We start from the raw sequence: 18,527 nt of genomic DNA, 5'->3' as shown, positions 1-18,527 counted from the left end.
ATGGGGGGACCATCCTCCAAGGCTAAATACTCCTGACTGACCGATAGTGAACCAGTACCGTGAGGGAAAGGCGAAAAGAACCCCTGTGAGGGGAGTGAAATAGAACCTGAAACCGTGTACGTACAAGCAGTAGGAGCACCTTCGTGGTGTGACTGCGTACCTTTTGTATAATGGGTCAGCGACTTATATTCAGTGGCAAGGTTAACCGTATAGGGGAGCCGTAGCGAAAGCGAGTCTTAACTGGGCGCTCAGTCTCTGGATATAGACCCGAAACCGGGTGATCTAGCCATGGGCAGGTTGAAGGTTGAGTAACATCAACTGGAGGACCGAACCGACTAATGTTGAAAAATTAGCGGATGACTTGTGGCTAGGGGTGAAAGGCCAATCAAACTCGGAGATAGCTGGTTCTCCCCGAAAGCTATTTAGGTAGCGCCTCGGACGAATACTACTGGGGGTAGAGCACTGTTAAGGCTAGGGGGTCATCCCGACTTACCAACCCTTTGCAAACTCCGAATACCAGTAAGTACTATCCGGGAGACACACGGCGGGTGCTAACGTCCGTCGTGGAGAGGGAAACAACCCAGACCGCCAGCTAAGGTCCCAAAGTATTGCTAAGTGGGAAACGATGTGGGAAGGCTCAGACAGCTAGGATGTTGGCTTAGAAGCAGCCATCATTTAAAGAAAGCGTAATAGCTCACTAGTCGAGTCGGCCTGCGCGGAAGATGTAACGGGGCTAAGCAATACACCGAAGCTGCGGCAATATCTTTTAGATATTGGGTAGGGGAGCGTTCTGTAAGCCGTTGAAGGTGAATCGTAAGGTTTGCTGGAGGTATCAGAAGTGCGAATGCTGACATGAGTAACGACAAAGGGGGTGAAAAACCTCCTCGCCGGAAGACCAAGGGTTCCTGTCCAACGTTAATCGGGGCAGGGTGAGTCGACCCCTAAGGTGAGGCCGAAAGGCGTAATCGATGGGAAACGGGTTAATATTCCCGTACTTCTGACTATTGCGATGGGGGGACGGAGAAGGCTAGGTGGGCCAGGCGACGGTTGTCCTGGTTCAAGTGCGTAGGCTTGAGAGTTAGGTAAATCCGGCTCTCTCTAAGGCTGAGACACGACGTCGAGCTACTACGGTAGTGAAGTCATTGATGCCATGCTTCCAGGAAAAGCCTCTAAGCTTCAGATAGTCAGGAATCGTACCCCAAACCGACACAGGTGGTCGGGTAGAGAATACCAAGGCGCTTGAGAGAACTCGGGTGAAGGAACTAGGCAAAATGGTACCGTAACTTCGGGAGAAGGTACGCTCTTGATGGTGAAGTCCCTCGCGGATGGAGCTGACGAGAGTCGCAGATACCAGGTGGCTGCAACTGTTTATTAAAAACACAGCACTGTGCAAAATCGCAAGATGACGTATACGGTGTGACGCCTGCCCGGTGCCGGAAGGTTAATTGATGGGGTTAGCGCAAGCGAAGCTCTTGATCGAAGCCCCGGTAAACGGCGGCCGTAACTATAACGGTCCTAAGGTAGCGAAATTCCTTGTCGGGTAAGTTCCGACCTGCACGAATGGCGTAATGATGGCCACGCTGTCTCCACCCGAGACTCAGTGAAATTGAAATCGCTGTGAAGATGCAGTGTACCCGCGGCTAGACGGAAAGACCCCGTGAACCTTTACTACAGCTTGGCACTGAACATTGAACCTACATGTGTAGGATAGGTGGGAGGCTATGAAGACGTGACGCTAGTTGCGTTGGAGCCGTCCTTGAAATACCACCCTTGTATGTTTGATGTTCTAACTTAGACCCATTATCTGGGTTGAGGACAGTGCCTGGTGGGTAGTTTGACTGGGGCGGTCTCCTCCCAAAGAGTAACGGAGGAGCACGAAGGTGGGCTAATCACGGTTGGACATCGTGAGGTTAGTGCAATGGCATAAGCCCGCTTAACTGCGAGAATGACGGTTCGAGCAGGTGCGAAAGCAGGTCATAGTGATCCGGTGGTTCTGTATGGAAGGGCCATCGCTCAACGGATAAAAGGTACTCCGGGGATAACAGGCTGATACCGCCCAAGAGTTCATATCGACGGCGGTGTTTGGCACCTCGATGTCGGCTCATCACATCCTGGGGCTGAAGTCGGTCCCAAGGGTATGGCTGTTCGCCATTTAAAGTGGTACGCGAGCTGGGTTTAGAACGTCGTGAGACAGTTCGGTCCCTATCTGCCGTGGGCGTTGGAAGATTGAAGGGGGCTGCTCCTAGTACGAGAGGACCGGAGTGGACGAACCTCTGGTGTTCGGGTTGTGTCGCCAGACGCATTGCCCGGTAGCTAAGTTCGGAATTGATAAGCGCTGAAAGCATCTAAGCGCGAAGCGAGCCCTGAGATGAGTCTTCCCTGACGGTTTAACCGTCCTAAAGGGTTGTTCGAGACTAGAACGTTGATAGGCAGGGTGTGTAAGCGTTGTGAGGCGTTGAGCTAACCTGTACTAATTGCCCGTGAGGCTTAACCATACAACACCCAAGGGGTTTTGTAGTGGACTCAAAGTTAAGCGCATAAGAATGTGTTGAGAACGAAGACAGCTTTCCAGAATTGTTGGTTATCACTTTTTAAGAAAAAGTGAAATCAAAAACAGAATTTTGCTTGGCGACCATAGCGTTTTGGACCCACCTGATTCCATCCCGAACTCAGAAGTGAAACGAAACAGCGTCGATGGTAGTGTGGGGTCTCCCCATGTGAGAGTAGAACATCGCCAGGCTCCTATTTATTTTCACTTTTTAAAAGTGAAGACAAAAAGTCCGACTGGTCTAGCAATAGACGAGTCACCATAAAGTTCTAAAAATTTTAGAGTTTTATGTTGACTTTCAAAGTGGGAAGCGTATTATACGCACCTCGCTGACGTGCTAAGGTACTGAAAGCCAAGCTCTTTAACAATATAAACCAATCAATCTGTGTGGGCACTCGTTGATGATAATCAAAAAAGATTTATCAATGAACTGAGTGACCATTTGAATGAGCAATCATTCAGCACAGTCAATTCAACATTACTTCGCTTTTTATTAAGCAAAGAATGTAATCAGTATTCATTGAGCCGAAGCGAAAGCTTCACAAAACTTTTAATTGAAGAGTTTGATCATGGCTCAGATTGAACGCTGGCGGCAGGCCTAACACATGCAAGTCGAGCGGCAGCACAGAGGAACTTGTTCCTTGGGTGGCGAGCGGCGGACGGGTGAGTAATGCCTGGGAAATTGCCCGGTAGAGGGGGATAACCATTGGAAACGATGGCTAATACCGCATAACCTCGCAAGAGCAAAGCAGGGGACCTTCGGGCCTTGCGCTACCGGATATGCCCAGGTGGGATTAGCTAGTTGGTGAGGTAAGGGCTCACCAAGGCGACGATCCCTAGCTGGTCTGAGAGGATGATCAGCCACACTGGAACTGAGACACGGTCCAGACTCCTACGGGAGGCAGCAGTGGGGAATATTGCACAATGGGCGCAAGCCTGATGCAGCCATGCCGCGTGTATGAAGAAGGCCTTCGGGTTGTAAAGTACTTTCAGTAGGGAGGAAGGTGGTTAAGTTAATACCTTAATCATTTGACGTTACCTACAGAAGAAGCACCGGCTAACTCCGTGCCAGCAGCCGCGGTAATACGGAGGGTGCAAGCGTTAATCGGAATTACTGGGCGTAAAGCGCATGCAGGTGGTTTGTTAAGTCAGATGTGAAAGCCCTGGGCTCAACCTAGGAATCGCATTTGAAACTGACAAGCTAGAGTACTGTAGAGGGGGGTAGAATTTCAGGTGTAGCGGTGAAATGCGTAGAGATCTGAAGGAATACCGGTGGCGAAGGCGGCCCCCTGGACAGATACTGACACTCAGATGCGAAAGCGTGGGGAGCAAACAGGATTAGATACCCTGGTAGTCCACGCCGTAAACGATGTCTACTTGGAGGTTGTGACCTAGAGTCGTGGCTTTCGGAGCTAACGCGTTAAGTAGACCGCCTGGGGAGTACGGTCGCAAGATTAAAACTCAAATGAATTGACGGGGGCCCGCACAAGCGGTGGAGCATGTGGTTTAATTCGATGCAACGCGAAGAACCTTACCTACTCTTGACATCCAGAGAATCTAGCGGAGACGCTGGAGTGCCTTCGGGAGCTCTGAGACAGGTGCTGCATGGCTGTCGTCAGCTCGTGTTGTGAAATGTTGGGTTAAGTCCCGCAACGAGCGCAACCCTTATCCTTGTTTGCCAGCACGTAATGGTGGGAACTCCAGGGAGACTGCCGGTGATAAACCGGAGGAAGGTGGGGACGACGTCAAGTCATCATGGCCCTTACGAGTAGGGCTACACACGTGCTACAATGGCGTATACAGAGGGCAGCGATACCGCGAGGTGGAGCGAATCTCACAAAGTACGTCGTAGTCCGGATTGGAGTCTGCAACTCGACTCCATGAAGTCGGAATCGCTAGTAATCGCAAATCAGAATGTTGCGGTGAATACGTTCCCGGGCCTTGTACACACCGCCCGTCACACCATGGGAGTGGGCTGCAAAAGAAGCAGGTAGTTTAACCTTCGGGAGGACGCTTGCCACTTTGTGGTTCATGACTGGGGTGAAGTCGTAACAAGGTAGCGCTAGGGGAACCTGGCGCTGGATCACCTCCTTACACGATGGTTATCGTGATGAGTGTCCACACAGATTGATTCGGTTTAGATTTGAGCATTAAGTGGGTCTGTAGCTCAGGTGGTTAGAGCGTACGCCTGATAAGCGTAAGGTCGGTGGTTCGAGTCCACTCAGACCCACCACTAACGATGGGGTTATAGCTCAGCTGGGAGAGCGCCTGCCTTGCACGCAGGAGGTCTGCGGTTCGATCCCGCATAACTCCACCATCTTTAAGCGTTTTCGCTGAGAATGTTTAAAAATGGTTTTCATTAGAAAATCTTGCTCTTTAACAATTTGGAAAGCTGACAAAACAACAAATTATTGTTGTTTGTAAAGTTCTCAATGTTTATCGAAAGATAAACACCAACAACACATTCAAGTGTGCTTGGTATCGAATAAGACTTCGGTCTTGTTCAAAATTTGAGTCCGGCAAAATCTGTCTCGCACTCATGTAAATTAAACGCGAGACAACTTAGGTTGTTTAAACAACAACCCGAAACTCCTTCGGGTTGTATGGTTAAGTGACTAAGCGTACACGGTGGATGCCTGGGCAGTCAGAGGCGATGAAGGACGTACTAACTTGCGATAAGCGCAGATAAGGCAGTAAGAGCCGTTTGAGTCTGCGATTTCCGAATGGGGAAACCCAACTGCATAAGCAGTTACTGTTAACTGAATCCATAGGTTAACAGAGCAAACCGGGGGAACTGAAACATCTAAGTACCCCGAGGAGAAGAAATCAACCGAGATTCCGGTAGTAGCGGCGAGCGAACCTGGATTAGCCCTTAAGCGCTCGGTGAAGTAGGTGAACAAGCTGGAAAGCTTGGCGATACAGGGTGATAGCCCCGTAACCGACGCTTCATCGAGCGTGAAATCGAGTAGGGCGGGACACGTGATATCCTGTCTGAATATGGGGGGACCATCCTCCAAGGCTAAATACTCCTGACTGACCGATAGTGAACCAGTACCGTGAGGGAAAGGCGAAAAGAACCCCTGTGAGGGGAGTGAAATAGAACCTGAAACCGTGTACGTACAAGCAGTAGGAGCACCTTCGTGGTGTGACTGCGTACCTTTTGTATAATGGGTCAGCGACTTATATTCAGTGGCAAGGTTAACCGTATAGGGGAGCCGTAGCGAAAGCGAGTCTTAACTGGGCGCTCAGTCTCTGGATATAGACCCGAAACCGGGTGATCTAGCCATGGGCAGGTTGAAGGTTGAGTAACATCAACTGGAGGACCGAACCGACTAATGTTGAAAAATTAGCGGATGACTTGTGGCTAGGGGTGAAAGGCCAATCAAACTCGGAGATAGCTGGTTCTCCCCGAAAGCTATTTAGGTAGCGCCTCGGACGAATACTACTGGGGGTAGAGCACTGTTAAGGCTAGGGGGTCATCCCGACTTACCAACCCTTTGCAAACTCCGAATACCAGTAAGTACTATCCGGGAGACACACGGCGGGTGCTAACGTCCGTCGTGGAGAGGGAAACAACCCAGACCGCCAGCTAAGGTCCCAAAGTATTGCTAAGTGGGAAACGATGTGGGAAGGCTCAGACAGCTAGGATGTTGGCTTAGAAGCAGCCATCATTTAAAGAAAGCGTAATAGCTCACTAGTCGAGTCGGCCTGCGCGGAAGATGTAACGGGGCTAAGCAATACACCGAAGCTGCGGCAATATCTTTTAGATATTGGGTAGGGGAGCGTTCTGTAAGCCGTTGAAGGTGAATCGTAAGGTTTGCTGGAGGTATCAGAAGTGCGAATGCTGACATGAGTAACGACAAGGGGGGTGAAAAACCTCCCCGCCGGAAGACCAAGGGTTCCTGTCCAACGTTAATCGGGGCAGGGTGAGTCGACCCCTAAGGTGAGGCCGAAAGGCGTAATCGATGGGAAACGGGTTAATATTCCCGTACTTCTGACTATTGCGATGGGGGGACGGAGAAGGCTAGGTGGGCCAGGCGACGGTTGTCCTGGTTCAAGTGCGTAGGCTTGAGAGTTAGGTAAATCCGGCTCTCTCTAAGGCTGAGACACGACGTCGAGCTGCTACGGCAGTGAAGTCATTGATGCCATGCTTCCAGGAAAAGCCTCTAAGCTTCAGATAGTCAGGAATCGTACCCCAAACCGACACAGGTGGTCGGGTAGAGAATACCAAGGCGCTTGAGAGAACTCGGGTGAAGGAACTAGGCAAAATGGTACCGTAACTTCGGGAGAAGGTACGCTCTTGATGGTGAAGTCCCTCGCGGATGGAGCTGACGAGAGTCGCAGATACCAGGTGGCTGCAACTGTTTATTAAAAACACAGCACTGTGCAAAATCGCAAGATGACGTATACGGTGTGACGCCTGCCCGGTGCCGGAAGGTTAATTGATGGGGTTAGCGTAAGCGAAGCTCTTGATCGAAGCCCCGGTAAACGGCGGCCGTAACTATAACGGTCCTAAGGTAGCGAAATTCCTTGTCGGGTAAGTTCCGACCTGCACGAATGGCGTAATGATGGCCACGCTGTCTCCACCCGAGACTCAGTGAAATTGAAATCGCTGTGAAGATGCAGTGTACCCGCGGCTAGACGGAAAGACCCCGTGAACCTTTACTACAGCTTGGCACTGAACATTGAACCTACATGTGTAGGATAGGTGGGAGGCTATGAAGACGTGACGCCAGTTGCGTTGGAGCCGTCCTTGAAATACCACCCTTGTATGTTTGATGTTCTAACTTAGACCCATTATCTGGGTTGAGGACAGTGCCTGGTGGGTAGTTTGACTGGGGCGGTCTCCTCCCAAAGAGTAACGGAGGAGCACGAAGGTGGGCTAATCACGGTTGGACATCGTGAGGTTAGTGCAATGGCATAAGCCCGCTTAACTGCGAGAATGACGGTTCGAGCAGGTGCGAAAGCAGGTCATAGTGATCCGGTGGTTCTGTATGGAAGGGCCATCGCTCAACGGATAAAAGGTACTCCGGGGATAACAGGCTGATACCGCCCAAGAGTTCATATCGACGGCGGTGTTTGGCACCTCGATGTCGGCTCATCACATCCTGGGGCTGAAGTCGGTCCCAAGGGTATGGCTGTTCGCCATTTAAAGTGGTACGCGAGCTGGGTTTAGAACGTCGTGAGACAGTTCGGTCCCTATCTGCCGTGGGCGTTGGAAGATTGAAGGGGGCTGCTCCTAGTACGAGAGGACCGGAGTGGACGAACCTCTGGTGTTCGGGTTGTGTCGCCAGACGCATTGCCCGGTAGCTAAGTTCGGAATTGATAAGCGCTGAAAGCATCTAAGCGCGAAGCGAGCCCTGAGATGAGTCTTCCCTGACGGTTTAACCGTCCTAAAGGGTTGTTCGAGACTAGAACGTTGATAGGCAGGGTGTGTAAGCGTTGTGAGGCGTTGAGCTAACCTGTACTAATTGCCCGTGAGGCTTAACCATACAACACCCAAGGGGTTTTGTAGTGGACTCAAAGTTAAGCGCATAAGAATGTGTTGAGAACGAAAACAGCTTTCCAGATTTTAAAATTTTGCTTGGCGACCATAGCGTTTTGGACCCACCTGATCCCATCCCGAACTCAGAAGTGAAACGAAACAGCGTCGATGGTAGTGTGGGGTCTCCCCATGTGAGAGTAGAACATCGCCAGGCTTTTAATCTCGCTGATAGTGTCACCACGCTATTAGCACACAATTTGCGGAGAGATGGCTGAGTGGTTGAAAGCACCGGTCTTGAAAACCGGCGATGGTTAATAGCTATCCTAGGGTTCAAATCCCTATCTCTCCGCCACTATTAAGAAAGGCCGCTGATAACTCAGCGGCTTTTTTGCATTCTGTCATTTTGATTTTCAATATCTAGGTTATCGATACAGTACCGATAACCTATTCTTCTAAAGTTCTTTATTTATCAACAACACTTTTCTTTGCCGAAACGACCCGCCACAGTGCTTGGACAAGCGGATTATCTAACTGTGAACGCTTGCAGCAAACACCGAGCATAAAGGGTTTGATGGGGGTGACGCTTAAGCGCTGGATCTTGTCACGCACAGGGCTGTTATTGATAACCACATCCGGAGCAATCCCTACTCCACATCCAAGAGCCACCAAGCTAACAATCGCTTCATGTCCTGCGATCTGAGCATAGATATTGGGTTTTATCTTCATCTGCTTAAACCAGGTATTGGCTCTATCGCGCGCGGTTCCCGACTCCGGAACAATAAAGGGTATTTCATTCCAATCAGGCTGCTCTTTTTGTAGCTCATCCATAAAGCTGCTGATCCCAAGTGGTGCGATGACGGAAAGAGGGATCTCACTGATTGTGGCGAATTCAATGCGGCTTGGCAGTTGTTCAGGCATCGCAGAAATCGCTATATCTGCGTCATCGTGCAGGATTTTATCGATCGCTTGTGCCGGATCGCCTGTTAGCAGTTTAAATTCGATATAAGGATGTTTGAGGCGAAACGAGCTGAGAAGCTCAGGTAAGTGGCTATAACTGGCCGTAACAGAGCAGAATAGCTTTATCTCTCCTCGCAGTTCTTGGCTGTGATCGTTGAGTTCGGTAGTGAATTGTCGCCAGTCGTGAATGATGCGTGCCGCAACGGGCAGTAATTGGTGGGCTGCGGGAGTGAGTTCAACACTGCGGTTGTCGCGCAGAAAAAGTGTGTGACCTAAATCTTGCTCCAGCTTCTGTATCTGCCGACTGAGTGCGGAAGGGCTGAGATGCATTGCAGAAGCGGTTTTACTGAAATTTTTGCAGTCACATAGATGCATGAATAGCTGCAGAGTTTTGATGTTCACAAAAGTTCCTATGTTGCATTTGTTGCAATAACTAGTTGTGAATATATCACTTTGCGCAATTTTGTCTCTGGCTTAGTATGAGTTTATTCGGTCATATCGCACCGACTTAACGGAATCACTTATTAAGGAGCACCCTCATGGCGAATTATTTCAATACGCTGAATCTGCGTGAACAGTTGGATCAACTTGGTCGTTGCCGTTTTATGGCGCGTGAAGAGTTTGCAACCGAAGCTGACTACCTAAAAGGTAAGAAAGTGGTGATCGTGGGCTGTGGGGCTCAAGGCCTAAACCAAGGCCTCAATATGCGTGATTCAGGTTTGGATGTTTCTTACGCTCTACGTCAGGCTGCGATTGATGAACAGCGTCAGTCATTTAAGAATGCCAAGAATAATGGCTTCAACGTGGGTAGTTATGAACAACTCATCCCAACCGCAGATTTGGTGATTAACTTGACGCCAGATAAGCAGCACACCAGTGTGGTCAATGCGGTGATGCCTCTGATGAAGCAAGGTGCTGCCTTGGGTTACTCACACGGTTTTAATATCGTTGAAGAGGGCATGCAGATCCGTAAAGACATCACGGTTGTGATGGTGGCACCAAAATGTCCGGGTACGGAAGTTCGTGAAGAGTATAAGCGTGGTTTTGGCGTTCCTACTCTGATCGCGGTACACCCTGAAAACGATCCGCAAGGTGAAGGTTGGGAAATTGCTAAAGCGTGGGCTGCGGCAACGGGTGGTCATCGTGCGGGCTGTTTAGCTTCTTCTTTTGTGGCGGAAGTGAAATCTGACTTGATGGGTGAGCAAACCATTCTCTGCGGTATGCTGCAAGCGGGCTCTATCGTTTGTTACGAGAAAATGGTTGCTGATGGCATCGACCCTGGTTATGCGGGCAAGCTTTTGCAATTTGGTTGGGAAACCATTACCGAAGCACTCAAGTTTGGCGGTATTACTCATATGATGGATCGCCTGTCTAACCCTGCAAAAATTAAAGCGTTTGAGCTGTCTGAAGAGTTGAAAGCTCTGATGCGCCCGCTGTACAACAAGCATATGGATGACATCATTTCTGGCCACTTCTCTAGCACCATGATGGCGGACTGGGCGAATGATGATAAAGACTTGTTCGGCTGGCGTGCAGAAACTGCTGAAACTGCCTTTGAGAACTACCCAACAACCGACGTAAAAATTGCTGAGCAAGAATACTTTGATAACGGTATTTTGATGATTGCAATGGTGCGTGCTGGGGTTGAGTTGGCGTTTGAAGCGATGACCGCATCAGGCATCATCGATGAGTCGGCTTATTATGAATCACTGCATGAACTCCCACTGATTGCCAATACGGTAGCGCGTAAGCGTCTGTATGAAATGAACGTGGTAATCTCTGACACCGCAGAGTACGGTAACTACCTGTTTGCCAACGTGGCGGTACCGCTGCTGCGTGAAAAGTTCATGCCGAATGTAGGCACTGATGTGATTGGTAAAGGTTTGGGTGTGGTCTCTAATCAAGTCGATAACGCCACACTGATCGAAGTAAACAGCATCATCCGCAATCATCCAGTGGAATACATTGGTGAAGAGCTGCGCGGCTATATGAAAGACATGAAGCGTATCGCGGTGGGTGATTAATCCCTAAATTGATTTTCCAAAGCAAACACAACAACACAATATAATAAAAACCAAGAAGGCTTAGTCTCATGACTAAGCCTTTCTTTATTGGGTTCTAAGCTATTCAATACTTACGTGTTTGCTGTGTGAATCCAGCGCTTATTTATCCGCTAATTTGGCTTCAAGCTCAGCCATTTTCTGCTCTAACTCAGTAAGCTTTTGGCGAGTGCGTAACAGCACTTGAGTTTGCACATCAAACTCTTCGCGGCTGACCACATCCAGTTTGTTCAGTTGGCCTTGAATGACCTGACGCACTTTCTGTTCTACATCAGCACCCAGTTCTTTGACGGGTTGTGGCATGGCTTCATGGATTTGCTTGGCGATCTGCTCGAGTTTTTTGGCATCAAACATAGTAATTCTCCTGTTAAGTTGCCAACATTCTATGCAATTCAGCTAGGGATGTCGTTAGATTGGATAATAAAAAAGGCCATCGAAATGGCCTTTTGTGATGAGACTGAATATTGGATTACAGTTGACGATGAGCCGCTTTGGCTTCATCTATGCGTGCCAACTTCTCCAGATCTTTATCCTCAACAAACACCGGCAGTGGTTTGTGTTTCTCTGCAAGGTAGCTGTAAATTACTGGTAATACAAACAGAGTAAACAGGGTACCAATCGCCAGACCAGAGACGATAACAATACCGATACTGAAGCGCTGTGCAGCCCCTGCCCCGGTGGCGTACATCAGCGGGATCAGGCCTGCGATCATCGCGGCAGTGGTCATCAGGATTGGGCGTAAACGCACTTTCGCTGCATGCATGACGGCATCGATTCGGCTGAGTTTGTTGTGTAGCTGCTCTTCTTTAGCCACTTCACAAATCAAAATACCGTGCTTGGTTATAAGACCGACGAGAGTGATCAAACCAACCTGCGAGTAGATGTTCATGGTTGCCGTACCCCACGCCAGTGCGATCAAGGCACCACAAATCGCCAATGGTACAGAAACCATAATAACCAATGGATCTTTGAGAGATTCAAACTGAATCGCCAACACCAAGAAGATGATCGCCAGCGCTAGGCCAAATGTGGCGTACAGCGCACTACCTTCGGTCACATACTGACGAGCTTCACCCATGTAATCATGGCTATAGCCTTTAGGCAGTTTGCTGCTAGCCAAATTCTCAAACCAGTTGATTGCATCCCCCATAGCCGTGCCCGGTGCTGGCACCGCACCTACGGTGGCGGAGTTGAGCTGGTTGAAGTGGGGGAGCGAGCGAGGCTCTGCAACCACATCAATCGTAACTAGGCTGCCTAGTGGGATCACTTTGCCATCTGCCGCGCGAACGTAGTAGCTGTTCATCGATTCAGGGTTGAGACGCCATTTACGTTCCACTTGCGGGATCACTTCGTAAGAGCGGCCGTTGAGGTCGATACGGTTGACATAACCATCGGCCATCATGGTGCTGAGCGTGATACCAATATCTTGCATGGTCACACCGTAGGCACCGGCTTTATCTTTATCGATATTGATCTTCATCGTTGCAGAATCGAAGTTGAGATCCAGATCCGAATAGACGAACATCGGATTGGTTTTGACTTCGGTCAGTACATCGGTGGCGATCGTAAACAGGCTTTCAAAGCTGTTTGGCGTGGTGATCACAAACTGGATTGGTAGACCTGAACCAGCACCAGGGAGTTCTGGCATTTGGAAGGCGGTTACCGCCATACCAGGGATCTCTTGTACCAAAGTGCCCACACGGTTAGTCACTTCCGCTTGGCTTGCTTCACGCTGACTCCATGGCACCATTGACGCAATACCAAACGCCTGATTTGAGCTAGGTACACCGGTAAACACCTGAGCGAACTGAACTTCTGGTTGATCTGATAGAATTTTATTCACATCATCCATCGTATTCGCCAGATAATCGAGGTTAGCATTCGATGGACCAGTACCCATCAACATGACGACCCCTTTATCTTCCGATGGTGCAAGCTCACTGGGAATGAACTTAAACAGCATCGGTAAACTTGCAAATACGATAAACGCAAAGGCAATAACCACAGGGCGATGAGCCATCACCGCGGTCAGCATGCGTTCATAGCGTGCCGTCATACGATCCAGTAAATGGTGCACTTTCAGTTCAAATTTGTTCGGCACTTCATTGGCTTTGAGCATCTTTGAACACATCATCGGTGACAGAGTCAATGCAACAATACCGGATACAAAAACGGAACCTGCCAGTGTGAGTGCAAACTCTTTAAACAGTGAGCCTGTAATACCACCCATCAAGGCAATCGGCGCATAGACTGCACCCAAAGTCAGAGTCATCGCAATAACAGGGATGGCAATCTCACGTGTACCAATGATCGCTGCGCGGAAAGGGGATTCCCCTTCTTTGATATGGCGGTCAACGTTCTCTAGAACCACGATCGCATCGTCAACCACAAGACCGATCGCCAGAACCATCGCCAGTAGTGTCATTAGGTTCCAAGAGAAGCCCATCATCTGCATCACCATCGCGACACCAATCAGTGAAAGCGGGATAGTGACAATTGGGATGAGTACGGCACGCAGTGAACCCAAGAACAGAGTGATGACCACGAGAACGATTAACGCCGCTTCGATGATGGTTTTGATAACCTCGTGAATAGATTCATTGATCGCAACCGTTGAGTCATACAACACGTTCATTTCAATGTTGCTTGGCATGTTTTTCTGCAGCTCAGGCAGCATCTCAAGCACATCTTTGGCTATGTTGATTGGGTTGGCACTTGGCGCCGCGTTGATGGCAGCAACCACAGCTTCACGGCCATTGGCGCTAGCACGATAGGTATCATGGCTCTTCGCCAAGGTGACTTTCGCGATATCACCAAGGCGAGTTACGTTTCCTTTCTCGGCTTTTACGACCAGATTTTCCAACTCTTCCACGGTGGAGACTTGGGTATCGGCACTGCCGTTGTAGAGAACGAATTCACCAATCGCTTGACCAGTAGCCGACTGATAGTTGTTGGCATTAAGAATGCTCATCACATCAGCCGCGGAGAGGTTAAGTGCCGCCATTTTGGCCGGATCGAGCCATACACGGAGCGCGTATTTCAAACCGCCGTACAGATCGATGCTCGAAACACCATTGACTGCGTAAAGCTGTGGATTGACCACGCGCTCTAGGTAATCGGTGATTTGGCTTGATGCCAATTCATTACTGGTGAAACCAATATACAGAACCGCAGTGGTTGAACCTGTCGACATGGTGACGGTGGGATCTTCCGCTTCTTTAGGCAATTGCGATCGAACCGAGTTGGTCTTAGCCAGAACGTCAGATAATGCGGCGTTCGGATCCGTGTTCAGCTTCATGGTCACTGTGATGGTCGAGCGACCCAACACGGACTGTGAAGTCATATAATCAATGTTATCTGCTTGTGCTACCGCTTGTTCCAAGGGTTGAGTGATAAAGCCTTGGATCAAATCGGCACTGGCACCGTAATAGCCGGTGCTCACCGTAATTACGGTGTTGGTCATTTCAGGGTATTCACGCACCTGCATTTTGAAAATGGCTTGTAGACCAAGCAACACAATCAAAAAGCTGATCGATACCGCTAAAACTGGACGTTTTATAAAAACATCAGTAAAGCGCATGATGCCTCCGCTTACAGCATTGGGGTTTCTGCTGGTGGTGTAGTTGCATCGCTTTCAACAATACGAACCTTAGCACCGTTACTCAGACGTACTTGACCTGTAGTGACGACCACATCGCCCGGTTTTACGCCTTCCAGAATGTGAGCAATAGATTCAGAGCGCTCACCGACTTTTACCACATGTTGCTGGACGCGCTTCTCACCATTTTCTTCGCTCACAATGTAAACATTGTCACCGTAGAGGGTATAAGTAATCGCGGTTTGTGGCAGAGTGACTTGATTTTCCAGCTTAGGCAGAATGATGTTGGCACGCGCGAACATGCCGCTACGCAGTTTGCCATCACTATTTGGAATATCCGCTTGCACTTGGATCAGGCCGCTTTGTACGCTCACTGCAGGTTCAATCGCAGAGATGGAGCCTTTGAATGAGGTCTGTGGATAAGCATCGACAAAAATATCGACTTCTTGGTCCAGTGAAATCCGCGAAATATCTCTTTGTGGCACAGTAAAACGCAGACGCATTACGCTGGTATCTTCCAAGCGCACAATGTCTGTACCCGGCTGCAAATATTGACCTAAGAACACATTACGAATACCGATCACACCAGCAAAAGGTGCTTTGATTTCACGGCGAGCAATGGTGGCTTTTAGGCTTTCAATATCAGCGGAGAGCGCATAGTAGCTCGCTTCTGCTTCATCATAAGACTCTTTAGAGATAGAACCTTTAGCGAACAGACCCTTGTAGCGTTCATATTTGGCTTTCGCTGCAGGCAGGCGCGCTTCAGTGCTTTTTAAATTGGCTCGTTCTACCGCTGAATCCAGTAGCACTAGAGGTTGGTCTTTTGCTACTTGCGTGCCCGATTCAAACGTAATTTGGTCAATCACCCCTGCCGTTTCGGTCGTTAGCGTCACACCTTGATTCGGTTCAATAAAACCGATCGCTTCAATCACGGGTACCCAATCAACCGGATTGGCGGTCACCACTGTGACCGGAAATTCTGGTTCTGGGCGACTGGCGAGATACTCGGCAATTTTTTGTTGTTTGAAAAGATTGAAACCTATCACGCTGCCAAACAGCAGGATCGCGATAAGCAACATAAAAAATGTCCACTTTTTCATTCTGGTGCGAACTCCAAATTAGTGTTGAGTAATTGCATCCCAACTGGCTTGAATCATTGTATCGAGAGTTGAATCATCCAGTTGATAAAAACCTAAAGCGTATTGACGAGCAAGAGTGACGGTTGTTTCAAAACTCAACGCAGAAAGAAGATGGTTATCGAGAGGTTTGAAAATTCCCTGCTGCTTTCCTTGATCGAACAACAGTTCGACTTTGGCAAACATTTTTTGCTCTAGTTCCCTTACATTGCAACAAGTTGTTGTTGGTAATGACTCATACTGCACTCGATTGCTGATAATGTCACGACAAGAGCCAGCCAACGTCCAAATATTCAGCCACATAGTACGGAAACGTTCTTGCAAAGACATGTCATCTCTCAGATTAGCTTGTACGGCTTCGGCGATTTTTTGACTAACGTGCAAACGCACTTCAATCAAGAGATGATCTTTATCGTGGAAGTAACGATAAATCGTTCCAGTCGCTATATTCGCTGCTTTTGCTACTTTATGCATCGAGAGTCCTTGGAAACCCTGTTCTGCAATCAGTTTTTCAGCCGCGATAAGGATTTGGAGCTGTTTATCGCCGTACACTATTTCAGACATCACATTTCTCTGCAAATGAACGGTTGTTCATTATAGCGGCTAATACCCCCTATTTTGCAATACACTTGTGCAGTAAATTTTTGTAAAGGCAGTTTCTTTGTTGGTAATCCTCGGTGAGCGGATTATTATTGGCGGCTAAATAAAGAGGATTGAGAGCGCTATGAAGCTGAACCCAAGACAAGATGAAGCGGTCAAGTACGTCTCCGGACCCTGTCTGGTATTGGCGGGGGCGGGTTCGGGCAAAACACGCGTCATCACCAATAAAATTGCCTATTTGGTTCAGCAATGTGGCTATAAAGCACGCAATATTGCTGCGGTTACGTTTACTAATAAAGCGGCGCGTGAGATGAAAGAGCGCGTAGCTCAAACACTCGGTAAAGGTGAGTCGCGCGGCTTAATGGTGTCGACCTTCCATACTCTTGGCTTAAACATCATTCGCCGTGAGTTTAAAGCTTTGGGCCTTAAAGCGGGTTTTTCACTGTTTGACGACCAAGATCAGCTCGCGCTACTTAAAGAACTGACCGAAAAGCAGCTCGACGGCGATAAAGATCTGCTGCGCTTGCTACTGAGCACCATTTCCAACTGGAAAAATGACATGCTGACTCCGCCGCAAGCCAAGGCAATGGCGAAAGGGGAACAGCAGCAGCTTTTTGCACACTGCTTTGAGCTTTACCAAAAACAGATGCAGTCTTACAACGCACTCGATTTCGATGATTTGATCTTACTGCCAGTGTTACTGCTACGCAGTAATGAAGAAGTACGTCAACGCTGGCAAAATCGGATTCGCTATCTGCTGGTGGACGAATATCAAGATACCAACACCAGCCAATATGAGTTGGTCAAACTCTTAGTGGGTGAGCGTGGGCGCTTGACTGTGGTTGGGGATGATGACCAATCCATTTATTCATGGCGCGGTGCAAAACCACAAAACTTGGTGTTACTTGGGGAAGATTTTCCGAGTTTAAAGCTGATTAAGCTCGAACAAAACTACCGCTCGACCAGTCGCATTTTGCGCGCGGCGAACATCTTAATTGCCAATAACCCTCACGTTTACCAAAAAGCGCTCTTTTCTGAGTTAGCGGAAGGGGAAAAGCTCAAGGTCATTCTGGCCAATAATGAAGACCATGAAGCAGAACGAGTGACCGCAGAAATTATCGCCCATAAGTTTCTGAATCGAACTGAGTACCGGGATTACGCGATTCTCTATCGCGGCAATCATCAGTCGCGACTGATTGAAAAATCGCTGACTCAAAACCGTGTGCCGTACAAACTTTCCGGCGGCACTTCGTTTTTTGCGCGCGCAGAGATCAAAGACATCATGGCTTACCTACGAGTGCTGGTGAACCCTGATGATGACAACGCATTTTTACGCATTGTGAATACGCCGAAGCGCGAAATCGGCCCAGCAACGCTCGAAAAGTTAGGCAGTTACGCCAATATGCGTGGTAAAAGCCTATTTACCGCCAGTTTTGAGCTCGGTTTAGAGCAGCATTTGAGCGGGCGAGGGCTTGATAACTTACGCCGCTTCACTGAGTGGTTGGTGGCGATTGCCGATAATGCTGAGCGTGGTAACACGGTGGAAGCGGTGCGCGCATTAGTGCGTGATATTCGTTACGAAGATTGGCTGTATGAGACTTCCGCCAGTCCGAAAGCGGCCGAAATGCGCATGAAAAACGTCTCCGATCTCTATTCATGGATCGTGGCCGATTTGGAAGGCGATAATCCCGATCAGCAAGAGAAAACTCTAAAAGAGGTGGTACAGCGTTTAACTCTGCGCGACATGATGGAGCGTGGCGAAGAGAACGATGACAGTGATGCGGTACAACTGATGACACTGCACGCTTCAAAAGGTTTAGAGTTTCCGTACGTGTATTTGATTGGCGCTGAAGAGGGTATTTTGCCGCATCAAACCAGCATTGATGAAGAGAATGTCGAGGAAGAGCGGCGCTTAATGTATGTCGGCATCACTCGCGCGCAGCGTGAACTGACCTTTATGGTGTGTAAAGAGCGCCGCCAGTTTGGAGAGCTGATTAAACCCACCCAAAGCCGTTTTCTTGATGAGCTACCGCAAGAGGATATTGAGTGGGAAGTGAAGAAAAAGCCCGTTACTCAGGAAGAGCGAATGGCCAAAGGCCAAGCGCATATCGCTAATTTAAGAGCGATGTTTAAAAAATAATTG

Annotated in this window: 7 protein-coding genes, 3 tRNA genes and 5 rRNA genes (1 of these 15 running past the window's edge); 10 read left to right on the top strand and 5 right to left on the bottom strand. The window is 48.9% G+C overall.

Going from position 1 to position 18,527, the window contains the following annotated elements; genetic code table 11:
* The 8 genes from CEQ48_RS18520 to CEQ48_RS18485 form a co-directional block, all read left to right on the top strand.
* A 23S ribosomal RNA gene (locus CEQ48_RS18520) occupies positions 1-2,495 on the top strand (it extends 392 nt beyond the left edge of the window).
* Positions 2,496-2,624: 129 nt separating this feature from the next.
* Positions 2,625-2,740: ribosomal RNA gene (gene rrf, locus CEQ48_RS18515) — 5S ribosomal RNA — on the top strand.
* Between the two features lie 359 nt (positions 2,741-3,099).
* Positions 3,100-4,642, top strand: a 16S ribosomal RNA gene (locus tag CEQ48_RS18510).
* A gap of 62 nt (positions 4,643-4,704) precedes the next feature.
* Positions 4,705-4,781: transfer RNA gene (locus CEQ48_RS18505), tRNA-Ile, on the top strand.
* 8 nt (positions 4,782-4,789) lie between these two features.
* Positions 4,790-4,865 (top strand) — tRNA-Ala (locus CEQ48_RS18500).
* A 288-nt stretch (positions 4,866-5,153) separates the two neighbouring features.
* Positions 5,154-8,040 (top strand): 23S ribosomal RNA (locus tag CEQ48_RS18495).
* A gap of 91 nt (positions 8,041-8,131) precedes the next feature.
* Positions 8,132-8,247 (top strand): 5S ribosomal RNA (rrf, locus tag CEQ48_RS18490).
* The 16S, 23S and 5S rRNA genes sit together here with 3 tRNA genes alongside, the layout of an rRNA operon.
* A gap of 47 nt (positions 8,248-8,294) precedes the next feature.
* A tRNA-Ser gene (locus tag CEQ48_RS18485) sits at positions 8,295-8,385 on the top strand.
* A 110-nt stretch (positions 8,386-8,495) separates the two neighbouring features.
* Here CEQ48_RS18485 and ilvY read toward each other — a convergent pair.
* Positions 8,496-9,392, bottom strand: a complete 897-nt coding sequence (gene ilvY / locus CEQ48_RS18480) for an HTH-type transcriptional activator IlvY (RefSeq protein WP_089072215.1) — start codon at positions 9,390-9,392, stop codon at positions 8,496-8,498.
* 137 nt (positions 9,393-9,529) lie between these two features.
* On the opposite strand from ilvY, the gene ilvC reads away from it, so the two are divergent.
* On the top strand, positions 9,530-11,014 hold the full coding sequence (gene ilvC, locus CEQ48_RS18475) for a ketol-acid reductoisomerase (protein ID WP_089072214.1): 1,485 nt from the start codon (positions 9,530-9,532) through the stop codon (positions 11,012-11,014).
* Positions 11,015-11,152: 138 nt separating this feature from the next.
* Here the strand turns inward: ilvC and ubiK are convergent, their stop codons facing one another.
* The 4 genes from ubiK to vexR form a co-directional block, all read right to left on the bottom strand.
* Positions 11,153-11,404 carry a ubiquinone biosynthesis accessory factor UbiK gene (gene ubiK, locus CEQ48_RS18470; RefSeq protein WP_000458935.1) on the bottom strand — a complete coding sequence of 84 codons (252 nt, stop codon included), beginning with the start codon at positions 11,402-11,404 and terminating at the stop codon, positions 11,153-11,155.
* A gap of 115 nt (positions 11,405-11,519) precedes the next feature.
* Positions 11,520-14,630, bottom strand: coding sequence for a multidrug efflux RND transporter permease subunit VexB (gene vexB / locus CEQ48_RS18465; protein ID WP_089072213.1), 3,111 nt, complete (start codon positions 14,628-14,630; stop codon positions 11,520-11,522).
* An 11-nt stretch (positions 14,631-14,641) separates the two neighbouring features.
* Entirely contained in the window at positions 14,642-15,748 is a 1,107-nt protein-coding gene (gene vexA / locus CEQ48_RS18460) for a multidrug efflux RND transporter periplasmic adaptor subunit VexA (protein ID WP_089072212.1), read from the bottom strand.
* An 18-nt stretch (positions 15,749-15,766) separates the two neighbouring features.
* On the bottom strand, positions 15,767-16,348 hold the full coding sequence (vexR, locus tag CEQ48_RS18455; protein ID WP_181712750.1) for a TetR family transcriptional regulator VexR: 582 nt from the start codon (positions 16,346-16,348) through the stop codon (positions 15,767-15,769).
* 160 nt (positions 16,349-16,508) lie between these two features.
* On the opposite strand from vexR, the gene rep reads away from it, so the two are divergent.
* Positions 16,509-18,524, top strand: a complete 2,016-nt coding sequence (gene rep, locus CEQ48_RS18450) for a DNA helicase Rep (RefSeq protein WP_000773967.1) — start codon at positions 16,509-16,511, stop codon at positions 18,522-18,524.
* The last annotated feature ends 3 nt before the right edge of the window (positions 18,525-18,527 follow it).

Source organism: Vibrio tarriae (assembly GCF_002216685.1).
In the GTDB taxonomy this organism is placed as follows: Bacteria; Pseudomonadota; Gammaproteobacteria; order Enterobacterales; family Vibrionaceae; genus Vibrio; species Vibrio tarriae.
The sequence above is the reverse complement of the archived record's forward strand: the minus strand, read 5'-3'. Positions and strand labels throughout refer to the sequence as shown.

Coding starts and splice junctions, on each gene's coding strand:
- vexB (WP_089072213.1), bottom strand. CDS start 14,630: ATGCGCTTTACTGATGTTTTTATAAAACGTCCAGTTTTAGCGGTATCG.
- vexR (WP_181712750.1), bottom strand. CDS start 16,348: ATGTCTGAAATAGTGTACGGCGATAAACAGCTCCAAATCCTTATCGCG.
- ubiK (WP_000458935.1), bottom strand. CDS start 11,404: ATGTTTGATGCCAAAAAACTCGAGCAGATCGCCAAGCAAATCCATGAA.
- rep (WP_000773967.1), top strand. CDS start 16,509: ATGAAGCTGAACCCAAGACAAGATGAAGCGGTCAAGTACGTCTCCGGA.
- vexA (WP_089072212.1), bottom strand. CDS start 15,748: ATGAAAAAGTGGACATTTTTTATGTTGCTTATCGCGATCCTGCTGTTT.
- ilvC (WP_089072214.1), top strand. CDS start 9,530: ATGGCGAATTATTTCAATACGCTGAATCTGCGTGAACAGTTGGATCAA.